The 18,280-nt window shown below is 67.5% G+C and carries 19 protein-coding genes; 14 read left to right on the top strand and 5 right to left on the bottom strand.

From position 1 onward, the window contains the following. From ACLBYD_RS14415 to ACLBYD_RS14400, 4 genes are all read left to right on the top strand, one after another. Positions 1-598, top strand: a 598-nt coding sequence (locus ACLBYD_RS14415) for a TetR/AcrR family transcriptional regulator (RefSeq protein WP_447816976.1), incomplete at its 5' end; no start/stop codon positions are given. 93 nt (positions 599-691) lie between these two features. Continuing rightward, complete coding sequence (locus tag ACLBYD_RS14410; RefSeq protein ID WP_447816975.1) at positions 692-1,903, top strand: acyl-CoA dehydrogenase family protein; 1,212 nt, start codon at positions 692-694, stop codon at positions 1,901-1,903. Then, the gene (locus ACLBYD_RS14405; RefSeq protein WP_447816974.1) at positions 1,900-2,928 is read left to right on the top strand and encodes a phosphotransferase family protein; all 1,029 of its coding nucleotides are present in this window, start codon (positions 1,900-1,902) and stop codon (positions 2,926-2,928) included. Before ACLBYD_RS14410 ends, ACLBYD_RS14405 begins: the two co-directional genes overlap by 4 nt. After that, on the top strand, positions 2,925-3,659 hold the full coding sequence (locus ACLBYD_RS14400; protein WP_447816973.1) for an SDR family NAD(P)-dependent oxidoreductase: 735 nt from the start codon (positions 2,925-2,927) through the stop codon (positions 3,657-3,659). The genes ACLBYD_RS14405 and ACLBYD_RS14400 overlap by 4 nt, the downstream gene beginning before the upstream one ends. On the opposite strand, the gene ACLBYD_RS14395 is transcribed toward ACLBYD_RS14400, so the two are convergent. After that, positions 3,625-5,025: a cytochrome P450 gene (locus ACLBYD_RS14395; RefSeq protein ID WP_447816972.1), complete on the bottom strand. Its 1,401-nt coding sequence runs from the start codon at positions 5,023-5,025 to the stop codon at positions 3,625-3,627. The genes ACLBYD_RS14400 and ACLBYD_RS14395 overlap by 35 nt on opposite strands. 95 nt (positions 5,026-5,120) lie before the next feature. Here ACLBYD_RS14395 and ACLBYD_RS14390 point away from each other — a divergent pair, with 95 nt between their 5' ends. Then, a complete protein-coding gene (locus ACLBYD_RS14390; protein WP_447816971.1) occupies positions 5,121-5,741 on the top strand; it encodes a TetR/AcrR family transcriptional regulator in 621 nt (206 codons plus the stop codon). 132 nt (positions 5,742-5,873) lie between these two features. Here the strand turns inward: ACLBYD_RS14390 and ACLBYD_RS14385 are convergent, their stop codons facing one another. Then, positions 5,874-6,596, bottom strand: coding sequence for a ribulose 1,5-bisphosphate carboxylase large subunit (locus ACLBYD_RS14385; protein ID WP_447816970.1), 723 nt, complete (start codon positions 6,594-6,596; stop codon positions 5,874-5,876). A gap of 108 nt (positions 6,597-6,704) precedes the next feature. On the opposite strand from ACLBYD_RS14385, the gene ACLBYD_RS14380 reads away from it, so the two are divergent. Genes ACLBYD_RS14380 through ACLBYD_RS14365 form a run of 4 tightly spaced genes read left to right on the top strand, consistent with a single transcriptional unit; the run spans position 6,705 to position 9,214 of the window. Then, positions 6,705-7,235, top strand: a complete 531-nt coding sequence (locus ACLBYD_RS14380) for a methylated-DNA--[protein]-cysteine S-methyltransferase (RefSeq protein WP_447816969.1) — start codon at positions 6,705-6,707, stop codon at positions 7,233-7,235. After that, a complete protein-coding gene (locus ACLBYD_RS14375; RefSeq protein WP_172414983.1) occupies positions 7,222-7,737 on the top strand; it encodes an RNA polymerase sigma factor in 516 nt (171 codons plus the stop codon). Before ACLBYD_RS14380 ends, ACLBYD_RS14375 begins: the two co-directional genes overlap by 14 nt. After that, complete coding sequence (locus tag ACLBYD_RS14370; RefSeq protein ID WP_447816968.1) at positions 7,725-8,321, top strand: methylated-DNA--[protein]-cysteine S-methyltransferase; 597 nt, start codon at positions 7,725-7,727, stop codon at positions 8,319-8,321. The genes ACLBYD_RS14375 and ACLBYD_RS14370 overlap by 13 nt, the downstream gene beginning before the upstream one ends. After that, positions 8,318-9,214 carry a DNA-3-methyladenine glycosylase family protein gene (locus tag ACLBYD_RS14365; RefSeq protein WP_447816967.1) on the top strand — a complete coding sequence of 299 codons (897 nt, stop codon included), beginning with the start codon at positions 8,318-8,320 and terminating at the stop codon, positions 9,212-9,214. The genes ACLBYD_RS14370 and ACLBYD_RS14365 overlap by 4 nt, the downstream gene beginning before the upstream one ends. On the opposite strand, the gene ACLBYD_RS14360 is transcribed toward ACLBYD_RS14365, so the two are convergent. The 3 genes from ACLBYD_RS14360 to ACLBYD_RS14350 form a co-directional block, all read right to left on the bottom strand. Continuing rightward, positions 9,187-10,773: a bifunctional 3'-5' exonuclease/DNA polymerase gene (locus ACLBYD_RS14360; protein WP_447816966.1), complete on the bottom strand. Its 1,587-nt coding sequence runs from the start codon at positions 10,771-10,773 to the stop codon at positions 9,187-9,189. The genes ACLBYD_RS14365 and ACLBYD_RS14360 overlap by 28 nt on opposite strands. Before the next feature lie 111 nt (positions 10,774-10,884). Continuing rightward, a complete protein-coding gene (locus ACLBYD_RS14355; protein ID WP_447816965.1) occupies positions 10,885-12,390 on the bottom strand; it encodes a YhgE/Pip domain-containing protein in 1,506 nt (501 codons plus the stop codon). A 109-nt stretch (positions 12,391-12,499) separates the two neighbouring features. Next, a complete protein-coding gene (locus ACLBYD_RS14350; RefSeq protein ID WP_172414985.1) occupies positions 12,500-13,162 on the bottom strand; it encodes an IclR family transcriptional regulator in 663 nt (220 codons plus the stop codon). Between the two features lie 176 nt (positions 13,163-13,338). Between ACLBYD_RS14350 and ACLBYD_RS14345 the strand changes: the two genes are divergently transcribed. From ACLBYD_RS14345 to ACLBYD_RS14325, 5 genes are read left to right on the top strand one after another with little or no spacing between them, the layout of a single operon-like run. Beyond that, a complete protein-coding gene (locus ACLBYD_RS14345) occupies positions 13,339-13,767 on the top strand; it encodes a nuclear transport factor 2 family protein (RefSeq protein WP_277370454.1) in 429 nt (142 codons plus the stop codon). Positions 13,768-13,814: 47 nt separating this feature from the next. Then, positions 13,815-14,645 (top strand): SDR family NAD(P)-dependent oxidoreductase, encoded by an 831-nt coding sequence (locus ACLBYD_RS14340; protein ID WP_106201104.1) that lies wholly within the window; start codon positions 13,815-13,817, stop codon positions 14,643-14,645. Further along, positions 14,638-15,435 carry an SDR family NAD(P)-dependent oxidoreductase gene (locus ACLBYD_RS14335; RefSeq protein ID WP_447816964.1) on the top strand — a complete coding sequence of 266 codons (798 nt, stop codon included), beginning with the start codon at positions 14,638-14,640 and terminating at the stop codon, positions 15,433-15,435. The genes ACLBYD_RS14340 and ACLBYD_RS14335 overlap by 8 nt, the downstream gene beginning before the upstream one ends. Beyond that, complete coding sequence (locus tag ACLBYD_RS14330) at positions 15,432-16,892, top strand: FAD-dependent oxidoreductase (protein ID WP_277370451.1); 1,461 nt, start codon at positions 15,432-15,434, stop codon at positions 16,890-16,892. The genes ACLBYD_RS14335 and ACLBYD_RS14330 overlap by 4 nt, the downstream gene beginning before the upstream one ends. A 35-nt stretch (positions 16,893-16,927) precedes the next feature. Next, a complete protein-coding gene (locus ACLBYD_RS14325; protein WP_277370450.1) occupies positions 16,928-18,259 on the top strand; it encodes an MFS transporter in 1,332 nt (443 codons plus the stop codon). Positions 18,260-18,280: the final 21 nt, after the last annotated feature.

The raw sequence follows: 18,280 nt of genomic DNA, 5'->3' as shown, positions 1-18,280 counted from the left end.
CGACGTCGGCTCTTGGCGGGACTACGGCCCGACCGACCTGCCCAAGCCGCTCGCCGCTGCGCTCGAGGCGTTCGCCGAACGCGGCTACGACGGCACGTCCATCCGCGAGGTCGCGTCGCGGTCCGGTCTGTCGGTGCCGGGGCTGTACCACCACTACCCGTCGAAGCAGGCGCTGCTGGTCTCGCTCACGACCACCGTGCTGCACGACCTGCTCGCCCGCAGCCGGCAGGCGATCGATGAAGCCGGACCCACCCCTTCCGAGAAGTTCGACGCCGTCGTCGAGTCGCTGCTGCGCTTCCACATGTTCCGCCGCGACCAGGCGTTCGTGGCGTCGACCGAGATGCGCAGCATGGAACCCGAGGCCCGCCGCGCGTTCGTCGCCCTGCGCGACGAGCAGCAGTGCATGATCGACGAGATCGTCGAGGCCGGTGTCGCAGACGGCACCTTCTCCACGCCCTTCCCGAAGGACGCCAGTCGCGCCGTGACGACGATGTGCGTCGCGGTGGCGAGCTGGTACCGGCCGGACGGCTCGCTGTCGCCCGACGAGATCGTGCACCGCTACCTGCAGGTCGCGCGGAACGCGGTCGGAGCGAAGTAGCCGAGCACCCCTTCCGGGCTTGACCCGATGGCGGGGATATGCCACCGTGAACTCGACCGAGCGATCGATCGGTCGGTACGGAAGGAGCTCAGCATGGCGGTCGACCTGTCCTACTCGGACCACGTCCGGGACCTCATCGCGCGGACCGAGCAGTTCATCCGCGACGAGGTGCTTCCCGTCGAGGACGCCCACGGTGGCGACATCACCGCAGCCGGTGGCGACGCGATCCGGGCGGATCTGCAGAAGGCCGCCAAGGCTGCCGGTGTCTTCGCTCCGCACGCGCCCGTCGAATACGGCGGCCACGGCCTGAACATGTCCGACCGCGCCCCGGTCTTCGAGGCCGCGGGCTACTCGCTCTTCGGCCCCACCGCGCTCAACATCGCCGCCCCCGACGAGGGCAACGTGCACATGCTCGCGCACATCGCCAGCGACGAGCAGAAGCAGCAGTTCCTCGCGCCCCTCGCCGCCGGCGACGTGCGCTCGGCCTTCGCGATGACCGAGCCCGCCCCCGGTGCCGGTGCCGATCCCAACGCTCTGAACACGCGCGCCGAGAAGGTCTCCGGTGGCTGGAAGATCAACGGCCGCAAGCACTTCATCACCGGTGCCGACGGTGCCGGATTCTTCATCATCATGGCCCGTACCTCGGGTGAACCCGGCCAGCGCGGCGGCGCCACGATGTTCCTCGCCCCCGCCGACACCGCGGGCCTGAAGGTCGGCCGCCACATCAACACCCTCGACCGCTCCATGATCGGCGGTCACTGCGAGGTCGACTTCGAGGACCTGTTCGTCCCCGACTCCGCCGTGCTCGGCGAGGTCGATCAGGGCTTCGCCTACGCGCAGGTGCGCCTCGGCCCTGCCCGCATGACGCACGTGATGCGCTGGCTCGGCGCCGCCCGCCGCGGTCACGACACCGCCGTCCGCTACGTCGCGGAGCGTGAAGGCTTCGGCTCCCGCCTCGGCGATCTCGGCATGATCCAGAAGATGATCGCCGACAACGAGATCGACATCGCCGCGACCCGCGCGCTGCTCGTGCAGGCGTGCTGGGAACTCGACCAGGGTTCGCACGCGTCGAACGCCACGTCGATCGCCAAGACCTTCGCCGCCGAGGCGATCTTCCGCATCGTCGACCGCTCCGCTCAGATGTGCGGCGGTCTCGGTGTCTCCGAAGACCTTCCGATCGCACGCCTCACCCGCGAGGTCCGGCCGTTCCGCGTGTACGACGGCCCGTCCGAGGTGCACCGCTGGGCCATCGCCAAGCGTGCCGTCGGCGCCGTCCGCAAGGCAGCCCGCGAGACCGCGAAATGACCGCCGTGCACGAGGGACTCGACCTCGCCGTTCTCGAGCGTTTTCTCGCCGATTCCGGTGTGACCGTTCACGGTGAACTCCGGGCGGAGCTCATCTCGGGCGGCAAGTCCAATCTCACCTACGGGTTGCGCGACGAGAAGTCCCACTGGGTGCTGCGTCGACCCCCGACCACGGGTCTGACCCCGTCGGCGCACGACGTCGCCCGCGAGTTCCGCATCACCTCGGCGTTGAAGGGCACCGGTGTGCCGGTCGCGCCCACCGTCGTCCAGTGCGAGGACGATTCGGTGATGGGTGCGCCGTTCACCGTCGTCGAGTTCGTCGACGGACGTGTGGTGCGCAGCAAGACCGACCTCGACGCGCTCGGCGACGACGAGATCGACCGCTGCGTCGGTGAACTCGTGCGCATCATCGCCGAACTGCACAACGTCGACTTCGAGGCCGTCGGCCTCGGGGGACTGGGCCGGCCGGACGGCTACGTGACCCGGCAGGTGAAGCTGTGGGCGAGCCAGTGGGGCCGGGTGAAGACCCGCGAATTGCCGGATCTCGAACGGCTGCACGCCGCGCTCGCCGAATCGATCCCGGAGTCGCCCGCGCCGTCGATCGTCCACGGCGACTACCGCATCGACAACACCATCCTGGACCCGAACGACCCGGCACGCGTCGTCGCCGTGGTGGACTGGGAACTGTCCACCCTCGGCGACCCGCTCACCGATCTCGCCATGATGTGCGTGTACCGGCATCCGGCGCTCGACGACATCCTGGGCTTCCCGGCGGCATGGTCGAGCGACCGCCTGCCTGCGGCGGACGATCTGGTGCAGCGCTACGCCACGGCGTCGGGTCGCGACATCGCCAACTGGAACTTCTACATGGGCCTGGCCTACCTCAAACTCGCCGTCATCGCCGAGGGCATCAACCATCGGTGGCGTGCCGGAGCGACCGTCGGCGACGGTTTCGACCGTGCCGGTGAAGCCGTGCCGGACCTGGTGGCAGCAGGACTCGCAGCACTGAAGGGAGCCCACGCGTGACCAGCGCGCTCGTGACCGGAGCATCGAGGGGAATCGGCCTCGGTATCGCAACCCGTCTCGCCGAACGCGGCTACGCACTGACGATCAGCGCCCGCGGCGCGGAACGTCTCGAGAGCGTTGCCGAGCGACTGCGGGAGGCGGGCGCCAAGGAGGTACGCGCCGTTGCAGCCGATCTCGCCGATCCGGAAGCCACCGCCCGCGTCGTGGAGACGCACCGCGAGGCGTTCGGTTCCATGAAGGCGCTGATCCTCAATGCCGGTGTCGGCACGGCAGGTCCGATCGCCGAGTTCCCGGCCCGGCGGTTCGACAAGACGGTCGCCGTGAACCTCAACGCCCCGTTCGCGCTCATCCAGGCGTCGCTGCCGTTGCTGCGCACCGAGGCGGAGAACGATCCGGCCCGCGGATCGAAGATCGTTGCGCTCTCGTCGATCACGGGTGTCTACGCCGAGGCCGGACTCGCCGCCTACGGTGCGACGAAGGCCGCGTTGATCTCGCTGGTGGAGACCCTCAACGCCGAGGAGTCCGGCAACGGCATCTCGGCATCGGCGCTCGCCCCCGCCTACGTCGACACCGACATGTCCGACTGGATCAAGGACAAGATCCCGGCCGAGTCCATGATCGAGGTGAACGACGTCGTCGAGATCGTCGACGCGCTGCTCAAGCTGTCGTCGCGGGCCGTGGTGCCCAAGCTCGTGCTCAGCCGCGCGGGCGCAGGTCTCTACATGGCCTGACGTTCGGGTCGGTCGACCGCAATCGCAGGTCGACCGGCTGCCCGTCGGACGGGAACGGCAACGACGTGAAGTCGAGCGGGGCGACGTAGCCGGGGTCGACGTGCCAGTCGAAGCGCAGCAGCAGTTGGTGGACGATCGCTTTGACCTCGACCCCGGCGAAGTGCATGCCGAGGCACTTGTGGACGCCCCCACCGAACGGCTCCCACGCGTAGCGGTGCACCTTGTCCTCGCGTCGATGCTCCGCGAAGCGTTCGGGGTCGAAACGTTCGGGCTCCGGCCAGTACTCCGGCATGTGGTGCGTGAAGTGCGGTGCCACGGAGACATATGTGCCGGCCGGCACGAAGTGTTCTCGGACCTCGGTGTCGCGCACGGCCCGTCGCGCCAGGACCGGGACTGGGGAGACCAGCCGGAGGCATTCCTTCATCACCAGATCGAGGCTGCCGAGCGCGTCGAGATCGGCGTGACTCGGTGCGGCGGTGCCCAGCGCGAGCGACTCGGCCCGGCACCGGTCCTGCCACTGCGGGTGTTGCCCGAGATACTGCATCATCGTGGAGATCGTGATGGTCGACGTGTCGTGCGCGGCCATCAGCAGGAAGATCATGTGATCGACGATCTCGTCGTCGCTGAACCGTTGTCCCGCTTCGGATTCGATGTGGCACAACACGGAGAAGAGATCGTCCGTCTCGCGCGAGCGTCGTGCCGGTAGATAGTGCCGGAAGAAGTCCTCGAGCACTCGGCGTCCGTCGAGTCCGCGCTTCCATCTGGTGCCGGGGACGGGATACCGGACGATCGAGGTCGCCGCCTGCACGCAGTCGATGAAGGCCTTCTTCACCACCTCGATCTCGGCCGGTGTGGAGTCCTCGGCGCCGCCCATGAAGATGTCGGTGGCGAGATCGAGGGTGAGTGTCTTCAGTGCCGTATAGGCACGGAATCCGTCGGTGGGAACCCACTTGTCGAGTTTCTCGGCGATCGACGGATTCATGGCGTCGACGGTCTTCTCGAGGCGTGACCGGGTGAACGCCTGCTGCATGATGCGGCGGTGCCGGAGATGTTCCTCCGAGTCGAGGAGCATGAGGCCACCGTGGAAGAACGGCCCGATCAGTGCCGACCAGCCGTCGCCGTTGACGAACGCCCGGTCCTTGTTCTGCAGCACCTCTTGGCATGCGTCGGGTCCGAGAACCGAGATCCAGCGTCGGCCGGCCGCCGAGAAGCAGGAGACCTCGCCGTAACGGTCCCAGTGCTTCTGCATCATCGCGAGGGGATCGCGGATGTATTCGAGGACGTGCCCGATGCCGGGTATTCCCGATCGCCCCGGGACCGGGCGCAGATGGGAGTGGGCGGGGGGAACCGCCAGGATCCGGGTCACGATGAACCTCCAGTTCTGCGGACATCTGACAGGAACCCCTGTCAGATTGGGGTGTAGTCTGCGTCACATCGATCGGGTCTGTCAATATCGGTCCCATGACTTCCCCCGCGTCCCGCCGCTACGCCGGTCTGAGCGGCGAACAGCGTGTCGCGCTGCGGCGCGAAGCCCTGCTCGAAGCAGGACTGGAACTGTTCGCGGCCTCGGGGAAGAGCGGCGCCACCATGACCGCCATCTGCGCACACGCCAAGCTGACGGAGCGGTACTTCTACGAGAGTTTCACCAGCAGGGACGATCTGCTGCAGCAGGTCCTCGACAAGATCGCCGACGAGGTGCGCGAAGCCGTACTCGATACTCTCCGGACCGGCACGGGCACACTCGAAGACCTCGTGCGGAACGCCATCGCGTCGTTCGTCGCGATCCTCACCGACGACCCGCGCAAGGGCCGGGTCTCGCTCATCGAGTCCGCCGGCTTCGAACCCCTGCGCACCCACAGGCGAGCGTCGCTACGGAGTTTCGCCCAGATGGTCGCCGACGAGGCGACCCGCATGTACGGCGACCGGGCGTGGCCGCCCGAACGCGGCGAGATCAACGGACTGCTGTTCGTCGGGGGTCTGGCCGAACTGGTCACGGCGTGGTTGAACGACGAGATCGCCATCTCGCCCGACGAGATCGTCGACGTGGCGACGCACCAGTTCCTCTCGACGGCCCACCGGTAGGGCCGTCCCCTCAGTCATCGCCGACCGCGGTGCGGTCAGTCATCCCCGACCGCGGTGCGGTCAATCGTCCCGACCGCGGTGCGGTCAATCGTCCCGACCGCGGTGCGGTCAATCGTCCCGACCGCGGTGCGGTCAATCATCACCGTGGATCTCCTTCTCCTCCCCGCGTCGGCGCAGGAAGTTGAAGCCGGGCACACCGACGATGGCCTGGCGGACGTCCTTCGCGACGAGGAGCAGTTCGTGGATCTCGGGGGAGACCGTGTCGAGGGTCGCCATGATGGGCAGGACCGCGTCGACCCGCTCGGTGATCTCGGGGAGACGGTCGATGAGCTTGATCGCGGCGTGCAGTTCTTCGGGCGAGAATTCCTCGACGAACTGGGTGGCCAGGGGAGCGGCCCGCTCGGCGAGGGGTTTGTAGGTCTCGAGCAGTTCCCCGGCGGCGTCGGAGCTGCGGCCCGCGGATTCGACGACGATCCGCGCGTCGGCCGCGACCACCGTCGCATCGCGCACGACCCCGCCCGTCGAGTCGATGATCTCCGTGGCGCGCGTGACCGCGTCGGCGGCTTCCTCCACCACGCCGATGGTCGAGGCGATCACCTGCGTGGCCTGTGCGACGGCCACCGACGCTCCCTCGACGATGTCGGTGGCGTCGGTGACCACGCTGTCGATGCGGCGGATCAGCGATTCGACCGAGTCGATGAGCGATTCGGCCTCGCCGAGCAGGCCTTCCACCCGCGCCGGGATCGACAGTGCGAACTCGGCGGTCTCGCGGGTGCGTCCGAGCACGGTCCGGGTGACGTCGACGATGGAACCGGCGACCGAGAGTCCGAGCGCGGGCACAGGCAGCGAGATCATGTCGTCATAGTGCAGTACGTCCGATCGTCGTGATCACGGACCTCACATTTTCGGCGTCCCGTTCGTCTACCCGGTACAGAGCACACACCGGATGGAAGGATCGAGGCCGTGACCGCATTGCGCACCCACACCGTCATCGACACACCGATCGGCGAGCTGACGTTGGTGAACACCGACGGCGTCCTGAGCGGCGTGTACATGGCCGAGCATCACCCCGCGCCCGACCGCACCGGTTTCGGCGAGCAGATCACCGAGGGGTTCGACGAGGCGATCACCCAGTTCGACGAGTACTTCGCGGGTCGTCGTACCCGGTTCACCGTCCCCATCGCTCCCGTCGGAACCCCGTTCCAACGCGAGGTGTGGGAAGCGCTGGCGACGATCGAGTACGGCACCACGCGCACCTACTCGGAGATCGCACTCGCCCTCGGCCGGCCCACCGCGGTACGGGCGGTCGCTGCGGCCAATGCCCGTAATCCGCTCTGCATCATCGTCCCGTGCCATCGCGTCATCGGTAGCAGCGGCAAGCTCACCGGTTACGCCGGTGGTCTCGAGCGCAAACGCTTCCTGCTCGACCAGGAGGCACGGGTGCTGAGTTCCGCCGAGCCCGGTGTCGCCGGCGATACCCATGTCCCTGCCTGATCACCTACCGCGGGCGAGCCTGCCTCCTTTCGAGGAGGTGGTCACCCGCCACGGCGCGACGGTTCTCCGGGTCTGCCGCGCACTGCTCGGACCGGTCGACGCCGACGATGCCTGGTCCGAGACCTTCCTCGCGGCGTTGCGCGCCTATCCCGACCTGCCGCCGGGCAGCAACGTCGAAGCGTGGCTCGTGACCATCGCGCACCGCAAGGCCGTCGACATCCACCGGGTGCGCGGGCGGACGCCGGTGCCCACCGAGAACCTTCCCGAACCCGCGTCGGCCACGGGAAACCCCGGTGAGGGCGACGACGAACTGTGGAGCGCGGTCGCCGAGCTTCCCTTCACGCAGCGCGCGGCGCTGGTCTACCACTACGTCGGAGGCCTGCCCTACGCGGAGATCGGCACGATCCTCGGCAACAGCCCAGCCGCGGCACGTCGCGCGGCGGCCGACGGTCGGGCCGCGTTGCGTCGTCGGATCGAACACGGAACAGGATGTCGCTCATGAACTTTCCACAACCCTCGGTCGGATCGGCCGATCTCGCGTGGTTGCGGGAGAAGCTCGTACTCGACGCCGAGGCGGCCGGGTTGCTCGATGTCGCGTTCCGCGTCGTCGACACCCCCGTCGGTCCTCTCCTGCTGGCCACCACCACCGTCGGACTCGTGCGGGTCGCCTACGTCGCCGACGGATCCGACGCCGTGCTCGACGAACTCTCCCGCCGGATCAGCCCGCGGGTTCTCGACGCGCCGCGGCGACTCGACCCGGTGGTCGGGCAGCTCGACGAGTACTTCGCCGGTACAAGGACGCATTTCGACCTTCCGCTCGATCTGCGTCTCGCCGACGGGTTCCGCCGTGAGGTGATCACGCGCCTGCCCGAGATCGAATACGGGCGCACGGCGAGCTATGCCGAGATCGCCGCCGCGGCCGGGAGTCCGCGGGCGGTGCGGGCGGTCGGTACGGCGTGCGCGAAGAACCCGCTGCCCGTGGTGGTGCCGTGCCATCGGGTCGTGCGCAGCGACGGCAGCATGGGGCAGTACGTCGGGGGAGTCGAGGCGAAGAAGACGCTGCTGCAACTCGAGTCGGTGGCATGATCACAACCCTCCGGATCCCGGTGGCCGAACCCGTTGCGGTGGGGCCGATGCTCGCGTCGCTGCGAAGCCACACCGTCCCCGGCTACGAACACCACGACAGCGCCACCGGCACCCATCGCCGCGCGATCCGCACGACCGGCGGTGCCGCGCACGTCGCCGTCCGCTTCGACGACCCGGCGACACCCGACGACGGGAGACGCGGGGATGTGCGGCATCTCGAGGTTCACGTCGAGACCGCAGGTCGTGCGGATGTCGAGGAGATCGAAGAGAGGGTCCGGAAGTGGCTCGATCTCGGCGTCGACCCGTCCGTCGTCGATGCGGCATTCGAGCCCGATCCCGTGCTCGGGCCTCTCGTGCAGACCCACCCCGGTCTGCGCGTGCTCGGTACCACCGACTGGTTCGCCACCGCTGTGTCGACAGTGCTCGGGCAGCAGGTGAGCGTCGCGGCGGCATGCACATTCGCAGGGCGACTCGTCGCGGCGTTCGGCGACGATGCGCCGGGCGGACTGCGATGCTTCCCCACGGCGCACCGACTCGCGACGGTCGAGCAGAGCGAGCTGCGTGCCGTCATCGGCACGACGCAGTCGCGTGCCCGCACCGTGTCCGAACTGGCCAGGGCCGCGGCCGACGGGGTGGCGCCGGAGCAACCGTCGTTCGCGGCAGACCTTCTTGCGCTCCCCGGGATCGGACCGTGGACCGTCGACTATCTCGCTCTACGACTCGGCGACCACGATGTCTATCCGTCCGGCGACCTCGTTCTCCGACGAGCCCTGCAGGTGGAGAGCGCACGCGAAGCCACCGAGCGCGCCGAACAATGGCGGCCGTGGCGGGCGTACGCCGTCATGCATCTGTGGACGCATGCCACCTACTCGCCGCCCGCATCCTCGGCGTAGACGCTGCGCACGGCGGTGTCCATCGGGAAACGAATCTGCGTGTCGCCGAACATCAGGCGCGTCGCCACCTCGACCGACGCCGTGATGTGTGACGACGCGAGTTCCGGATTGCCGGTGTGCACCACCACCTCGTCGTGCTGGAAGAACACGAGATCTCCGGTGGCCGGGTCGGGATCGGTGGTCAGCCGCCGTCGCAGTTCGGCGAGCACGCACAGCGCCCACTCGGCCGCGGTGGCCTGCACGACGAAGTTCCGCGTGAACCGGCCCCGCGCATGCGCATCACCGTGGGAGTGGAATCCCTCCGGAGCGGGTGGGCACGCACGGCCCAGCCACGAATGCACCACCTCGCCACGTTCACCCGCACGGGCGGCACGTTCGACGAAGTCGACGGCGGTCGGAAAACTGCGACGCAGCACCGCAAGCAGGGCACGCGCGTCGCCGGACGTGGCTCCGTACAACACGCCGAGCACCGCGACCTTCGCCTTCGCGCGGTCGCCGCCGAAGGACGCCGCGGCGACCGGGGCGTACAGATCGTCCGAACCGGCAGCCGCGACCATGCGCCGATCGCCCGACATCGCCGCCAGGATGCGCGGTTCGAGTTGGCCCGCGTCGGCGACGACGAACGACCGCCCCGGATCGGCGATCACGCTCGCTCGCAGTGCCTTGGGGATCTGCAGAGCGCCGCCGCCGCGACTCGCCCACCGGCCCGACACGACGGCGCCGGGAACGTACACCGGACGGAACCGGTCATCGCGGACCCAGGTGTCGAGCCAGTGCCAGCCGTTCGTGCTGTACAACTTCGACAGCTCACGGTGCCGCAACAACAGAGGCACCGCGGGATGGTCGATCCGCTGCAGCACATGCTTGCGGGTCGACTCGACGGTGATGCCCTCGCGGCGGAACGCCTCGAGCACCTCGCTGTGCGAGGCGGGATTCACGGGACGGCCGAAGGCGGCGCTGACCTCCTCGACCACCTCGGCGATGCGGCTCGGCAGGTCGTAGCCGGTCGGGCGCGGCCCGAGGGTGTCCTCGAGGAGGCGACGATGCGCCTGCGCCGAGAACGGCAACCCGTCGAAACCCATCTCGGCCGCTGCGAGCGTGCCGGCCGATTCGGCGGCGGTGAGCAACTCGAGGCGGGCATCGCCGGAGATGCGGCGACGCTGCTCGGCGAACTGCGCGACCACCGCCTCGACATCGATCGCGGGTGCCGCATCGAAGAGACCGGGCCGCTCGTCGACCGGCTCCTCCGCAGTGGGCGGGGACAGTCCCTCCCGCACGGCGAGGATGGTGCCGGTGGTGGCGAGGTCGTGGCATCGCTGCACCCGGACCCCGGCGCGGAGCAGCTCGGGATAGACCGTGGCCGTCGAGGTCCACACCCAGCGCGGTCGCGATTCGGCTTCGATCGCTGCGACTGCATCCGCGAATTCGGGGTACTCGCGTACCGGACCGAGCGGCGCACCGAATGCGTCGACCTCGACGATGCTTGCACCGCGACGGCCCCGGCCGTCCGCAGGATGAGGAACGACGACCGTGCGCACCCATACAGTGTGCTCCATCATGGCGACAGACCCCGACGCGCAGTAACCCCTCGATTCACCCTCGAATTCACCCGTATCGAGAGCGATCCCCGCGAGAACCGCCACTACCGTGGGAGTGGAGGGACTCCGCCGCTACCCCCGACGCGCGGCGGGGTCCCCCATTTCGTTCGCGGGCCCATCGCTGTCGCCCGAATGCTCCGAGCTGCCGGAGGATTCGCCCGTATCGTCACGATCGTCCTCGTGCGTGTCCACGCTGTCGTCCGAACGAACCGTGTGGGCCGCGACCGCCGAATCCCGATCGTGCTGTCGCGACGGCCGCCACGGCAGACGCACGGGTGCGTCCGCGGCCCGGTGGAAACCGACGCGGTCGTAGATCCACGTCACCAGGGCGCCGACGACGAGACCGAACACGAGTCCGACGATCGTCATCGTCACGCCGTGGCCGAGCCCGGCGTCGGGTCGGCCGTCGAAGTAGAGGATGGACCGCACTGCGAGATAGATCTGGTGCATCGGCTCGAAGGTCGACAACCACTCGAACATCCGCGGGGTGGCCTCGATCGGGATGGTGCCACCGGACGACGGCAGGCCGAGCACGATGAACACGATCAGGTTCACCAGCAGACCCGCCGCACCGAAGATCGACATCACCGCGAGCGACGTGATGCCCACCGCCGAGATCGCGAGTGCCCCGTACTCCCACAGCAGCAACGCGCGCGGCGCCGGCATACCGAGTGCGGTGGAGATCCACAGATACAACGCCGAGACGATCAACGACATGACCACCGTGATGCCCCACTTGAGTGCCAGCACCTGCAGGCGCGACATCCGGGTGGTCTCCCGCGCGATGTAGAGGGGGCCGTATTCGGTGGGCACGAAACCGAGGGCACTGTCGACGACCGCGTTGATGATCGTGGCGCCTGTGAAGCCGGCCAGGATCAGCAGCAGGGTGTAGAAGAAGGCGGACAGACCTGCGCCCGTCCCGTCGGGCAGCGGCTTGTGCTCGACGGTGAGTGCATCGATCGGTTGGGCCAGGACGAGGCTGGAGGCGCCGGACAATTGCAGGTCGGGTGCCGACTCGGCGAGCGTCGCGGTGACGGTCTCGGTCAGCTGCTGCCCGACCGAGTCGTTCACCTGGGCCAGCGCGCGGTCGCCGATCGTCGTGACGATGCCCGTCGCGAACGCACCCGTCCGGGGGTTCGTGTACAGGGTGATGATCGGTTTCTCGATGTCTCCGGGAACCACCGAGGCCTGCGCGAGGATCGAGATGCGTTTGGTGAAGTCGCTGGGGATGACGATCGCGCCGTACAGGCTGCCGTCGTCGAGACCCTGGTTGGCGGCCGAGATCCCCATCCGTTGCAGATCGATCTCCTCGGGATCGATGCCGTCGAGGATGCCCTCGGTGATCTGGTCGCCGAAGTTCTGTCGCTCGTCCGATCCGGGCAGCACGTCGCCGACGTCCTGATTGACGATGGCCATCGGGAACTGTCTCAGGTTCTCGCTCGGATCGAGGAGTGCGCCGAGATAGAAGTACGCCAGGGCACTCATCACCGCTGCGACGACAGCGAAGGGCGCGAGCCAGAAGCGGGGGCTGCGCAGGGTGCCGTGGTGCGGATCGGTGGTCGACCGGTTTGAACTCACCTGTCGATTGTGCACACAGGTGTGTGCTGTCGGAGGTGTCGAGTGCTCGAATGCACGCGAAGTCGGGTTACGTGATCTGTCACTCCGACCCCGCTCATTCTGACATCGGTCACCGGAGCAACTCGCCGAGAGCCGACGCCGCAGAGACCACGGCTGCCGCAAGGTGGGCTTCATCGGTGGCGTCGAAGACCGAGACGCCTATCGCCGCCTGTGTACCCCCGGGACGCGTCGGCACTGCTGCCGAGATTCCGATAGTGGTCGATACGACCTCGCCTGTAGAGACTGCATAGCCTGTCTGCCGCGCTCGGGTCACTTCCGGGCGCTCGTCGGGGCGTGGCGGCATGGATCCGAGGATCGCCAGACCGGCCGAGCCTCGATCCAGCGGATGGACCTGGCCCGGGCGGAAGGCAATGTGGACATCGGATCGCCGGGGTTCGATCACCATGATCGCGCGCACCATGGTGTCGGATTCGCGGACGACGAGGTGGGCGGTGGCCTCGACGCTGTCGGCGAGGTCCTCGAGGATGGGGCGGGCCAGAGTCCGTAGGTCCTGCTCGACGGATTCGGCGAGTGTCACCAGGCCGGTGCCCAGTGAGATGCGCTTGTGATCGTCGCGGCGGCACAGTCGGTGCGCCTCGAGTGTCCGGACGAGTCGGTGGGCGACCGTGCGGTGTACGTCGAGGCTCTCGGCGATCTCGCTGACTGACAGACCATGAGGGTTCCGCGCGAGCAGTTCCAGGATCTCGAGACCGTTGTGGAGCGTCTTGGACATGCCGGCATCCGGCTCGATCCGCGGCAGATCCAGATCCCCCGTTTGTGCAGGTGCATCCCGCATTTGTGTCATGACCCCCGTTACCTCCCTTGACGTCTGTGAACTGTAACACCTAGTATTTCCGTTAATCGCACACTAAGTGCGATTATCGCACACACGGATGGTTTTCGTACGACATGACACGGACCGACTACGTGGACGCGGCGGTTCTCGCCCACATCCACCAGCTCTACGGGCGGCAGAGCCACCTCATCGACGAGGGCGCTGCGCGCGAGTGGGCCGAGACGTTCACCGCCGACGGTGAGTTCTGCTCGCCCAGCTACCCCGCCCCCGTGACAGGCACCGACGATCTCGCGGCCTTCGCCGAGCGTTTCCACGCCGGCGCGCGGGCAGCAGGGGAAGTGCATCGGCACGTCGTCACCAACCTGGCCACCTATCGCGTCGACGAGGACGTCCTTCGTGTGCGGGCCTATCTGCAGATCGTGGCCACCGTTCGTGGCGGCGAATCCAGGCTCGTCCGGTTCACCACCATCGACGACCGCGTCGTGCGCACCGGCGGCGAATGGCGCATAGCCCGCCGCGTCGTCTCCCGCGACGACAGCTGACCGTCGCATCTCTTTCCTATTCGTTCCACATTTCGGAGGAATCACCCATGACCGTCGACGCCCAGAACCCGGGCCGTACCGTCACCGCCCAGATCGTCGCCCTCTACCCGGAGATGGCCGGCAAGGTTGCCGTCGTCACCGGCGCGGCCCGCGGCATGGGTGCCCAGTTCGCGCGCGGTCTGGCCACGCGCGGCGTGCACGTGGTCGGCGGCGACATCAACGACGTGCAGATGAAGGAGACCGCGGAGCAGATCAACACCGATCTCGCCGTCGAAGCCCTCGTCGAGACACCCGGCACGATGATCGGAGCACGTGTCGACGTGACCGATCCGGCGGAGCACGAGGCGCTCGCGCAGGTCGCGCTGCAGGAGTTCGGTCGCATCGACTTCTGGATCAACAACGCCGGCATCTTCCCGTTCGCCCTCGCCGAGGAGATCTCGAAGGATCAGATCGCGGCGACCCTGGACGTCAACGTCGAAGGCGTGCTCTTCGGTTCGCAGGCCGCGGCGCGGCACATGGAGCCCGGTAGCGCGATCGTGAACATGTCGTCGGTCTCGGCGCTGCGTGTACGCAAGGGTCGCGGTGCGTACTGCGCCTCCAAGGCCGCCGTCGCCCATCTGACCGAATCGCTGGCAGTCGAGTTCGGCGACAAGGGAATCCGCGTCAACTCGATCGCTCCGGGTTACATCGACACCGAGATGACCCGGTGGGTCCAGGAGGACCCGGCCGCACTGAAGCACGCGCTCGACGTCGTCCCGCTGCACCGGCTCGGTGCCCCCGAAGAGGTCTTCGGACCGTTGCTGTTCCTGCTCTCCGACAGCGCCCGCTACGTCACCGGACATTCGATCGCCGTCGACGGTGGATCCCGTCATGTCTGACAGCGTCGTCGAATCCGTGTCGTACCCCTCGGTCGTACTCGTCACGGGCGCAGCCGGGGGAATGGGTGCCAACCATGCCCGCGTGCTCGCTGCACGGGGAACGCATGTGTGCCTTGCGGATATCCACGACCCGTCCGAGGTCGTCGAACAGATCGAGGCGGCCGGTGGTTCCGCATCGGCGCACACGCTCGACGTGTCCGACGCCGCGGCATGGCAGAGAGTCGTCGACGAAATCCGCTCCCAGCGAGGTGAACTCGGCGGACTCGTCAACAACGCCGGCATCTCTCGACGTCTCGAATTCATGGACACCCCGGACGACGTCTGGGAGAAGACCATGCGGATCAACCTGTTCGGCCCGTTCTACGGTATGAAGGCGGTGGCTCCGCTCATGCGCGACAGCGGCGGCGGCTCGATCGTCAACATCTCGTCGATCTCGGGGCAGATCGGCTACTTCTCTCCGGCCTATTCGTCGAGCAAGTGGGGCCTGCGGGGCCTGTCCAAATCCGCGGCGGGGAACTTCGCGCGCTGGGGTATCCGCGTCAATTCGGTTCACCCCGGCCTCGTGGGCACGGCCCTGCTCGGCGGCGCCGACGCGTTCGTCGGTGCCGCATTGAACAGCGTTCCGGCCGGCCGGATGGCCACCGTCGACGAGATCACCGACGCTGTGCTCTTCCTGCTGTCGAATCGTTCGAGCTACATGACCGGCAGCGAAGTGACCGTCGACGGCGGCATGACGTCCAACGGCCTCTATCACCGCATCATCGCGGAGACGGGAGATCAACTCTCATGAACGACGACATCATCGACGTCGTGGTGATCGGAGGTGGCGGTGCCGGTCTCGCGGCCGCAGTGTCCGCTGCCGAATCCGGCGCGAGCGTCCTGCTGTTCGAATCCGAAACCGAACTGGGTGGGTCGACGCAACTCTCCGCGGGACTGTTCACCGCTGCAGGCACCAGTGTGCAGCGCGGACTCGGTATCGAGGACTCCGCCGAGAAGTTCTTCCAGCACTACATGGATCTGAACCACTGGGTACTCACACCCGGGTTGGTCCGTGCATTCTGCGAGAATGCAGGTCCCACCCTCGAGTGGCTGATCGGTCTCGGTGTGGAGATCCCCGCCCGGGAATCGTCGAACGCGCACATGCCCGGTCTGTGCCAGGCCGGCGTCGAAGACGTGTGGCGCGGGCACGTGCCGAAGGACCAGGGCTACGGACTCGTGCAGACCCTCGACCGTGCACGTCGCGCACACGGTGTGGAAGCCGTGCTCGGCACCCGGGTCCAGCGGCTGCTCGTCGAGGACGGACGTGTGGTCGGTGTCGTCGCCGACGACATCGAGGTCCGTGCCCATGCCGTCGTGGTCGCGTCCGGTGGCTTCGCACAGAACCGCGACCTGCTCGAGCAGTACTACCCGTATCCGCTCGGAGCAGGCGAGTCGCTCTTCGTCGTCGCCGCCCCGGGGAGCCGTGGCGACCACTTCCGCTTCGGCGAACAGGTCGACTCGGCCATCGCCGGCAAGGGCTGGGGGCTGACCATGCCCACCGCCTACTTCCAGCGTTACCACCACTGGCAGGCAGGCTTCCCGCCCAAGTCGCGGGTCTATGTGAACAAGTCCGGTCGGCGGTTCATGGACGAGGACGCCTCGTACGCGGTCTCCGGTGGTCTCATGGATCGTCAGGACGGGCCGGTGTGGGCGATCTTCGACGAGAAGGCACGCACCGGGCTGCCCGCCGGTTACACCGACTGGGACGCCGACCGGATCGCAGAGGAAGCCGACGCCGGTCGTACCCTGCGTGCCGACAGCCTCCCCGAACTCGCCGACCTCATCGGCGTACCGGTCGATGCGTTGGTCACCACGATCGACCGTTGGAACACTCAGCTGCCCAACGGGATCGATCCCGACTTCCTGCGGCATCGCACCCTCGCCAACAAGGGATCGACCTCGAACCCGGACCCCATCGTGGATGGACCGTTCTACGCGGCACGTATGCTGCCCGCCGAACTGGTCTGCACCCACGCCGGGCTCGAGATCAACCCGAACGCGGAAGTTCTCGACACCATCGGGAACGTCGTACCCGGCCTGTACGCGGCCGGAGAAGCAGGCGCCGGCATCCTCGGCCTCCGCTATGTGGGCGGCGGCAACGCCGTCGCCAACGCATTGACCATGGGCCGCATCGCCGGCCTCAACGCGGCCCGGTCGGCTGCATCCGGCGCCGCTCCACGCACCGCACTCGGCGTTGCCGGCGTGTAGCGCCTCCTCCACTCACATTCGAAAAGGACACGAACATGCTCGGATCGGACGCGGTATCCCCCGCAGTGAGTCCACCCCAGGTCGGCACTCCGCAGCCGAAGCAGTCGACGACGAAGGTCATTCGTGCTGCCGTCGTGGGCACCATCGTCGAGTACTACGACTTCGGTATCTACGGCTACATGGCGACGATGGTCGCCACCCTGTTCTTCGTCTCCGAAGACGAGACAGCTGCTCTGCTGGGAACGTTTGCGGCCTTCGCCGTGGCGTTCTTCCTCCGGGTGCCCGGCGGCATCTTCTTCGGGCACATCGGTGACAAGTACGGCCGGAAGAACGCACTGTCGTGGACGATCCTGCTCATGGTCGTGGCGACCGCGGCCATGGGACTGATGCCCACCTACGCCACTCTGGGCGTGTGGGCGACGGTTCTGCTCGTGCTCGCCCGCTGCCTGCAGGGCTTCGCGGCCGGCGGTGAACTCGGCGGCGCAAACGCATTCGTCTCCGAATCCGCACCGGCACGCTGGCGCGCGACGCAGACGTCCATGGTCAACTCGGGTACCTACCTGGGGTCGTTGGTGGCGTCTCTCGTGGCGCTCGGCATCACGTCCACCTTCTCGGAGGAGCAGATCCTCGAATGGGCATGGCGCATCCCGTTCCTGCTCAGCGTGGTCATCGGTGTCGTCGGCATCTGGATCCGTAACCATCTCGAGGACACCCCGCAGTTCGAGGAACTCGAGGAAAAGGGTGAGACGAAGAAGCTGCCCATCGCGGAGCTGCTGAAGACGTCGGGCGGAAGCGTCGTCAAGATCATCCTGCTCGGTGCGCTCATCATCGGTGGCTACTACATCGCCTCCGTGTATGCCGCGACCTACCTCCAGACCACGGGTGGGCTGTCGTCCTCCGTCGCGTTCCTGTCGACCTGCCTCGCTCTCGTGCTCGGTGTGATCACGCTGCCCATCGCCGGTTATCTCGCCGACAAGTACGGGCGCAAGCCGGTGCTGTTCGCCGGTAGTGCCGCATCCGCGATCGTCGGTGTTCCGATGTTCATGCTGATGTCCGGCGGCACCGTCTGGCAGGCCGTCGTCGGCCAGTCCGTGCTGTTCATCTGCGTGTCGGTGGTCAACGGTGCCTCCTTCGTCACCTATGTCGAGATGCTCAAGGCGTCCGTGCGATACAGCGGTATCGCTCTCGGGAACAACGTGACGAACATGTGCCTCGGTGGCACCGCACCGTTCATCGCGACGTGGCTGATCGACGTCACCGGGAACTCGCTGGCACCGGCGGGGTACTTCGTGTTCTGTGCGCTGCTCACCCTCGGTGCGGTCTTCTTCATCGAGGAGACGAAGGGCATCGAACTCCGCACCGACTAGTCCTGTGGTGCAGCCGGAATT

The organism is Rhodococcus sp. C26F (assembly GCF_053345925.1).
The sequence above is the reverse complement of the archived record's forward strand: the minus strand, read 5'-3'. Positions and strand labels throughout refer to the sequence as shown.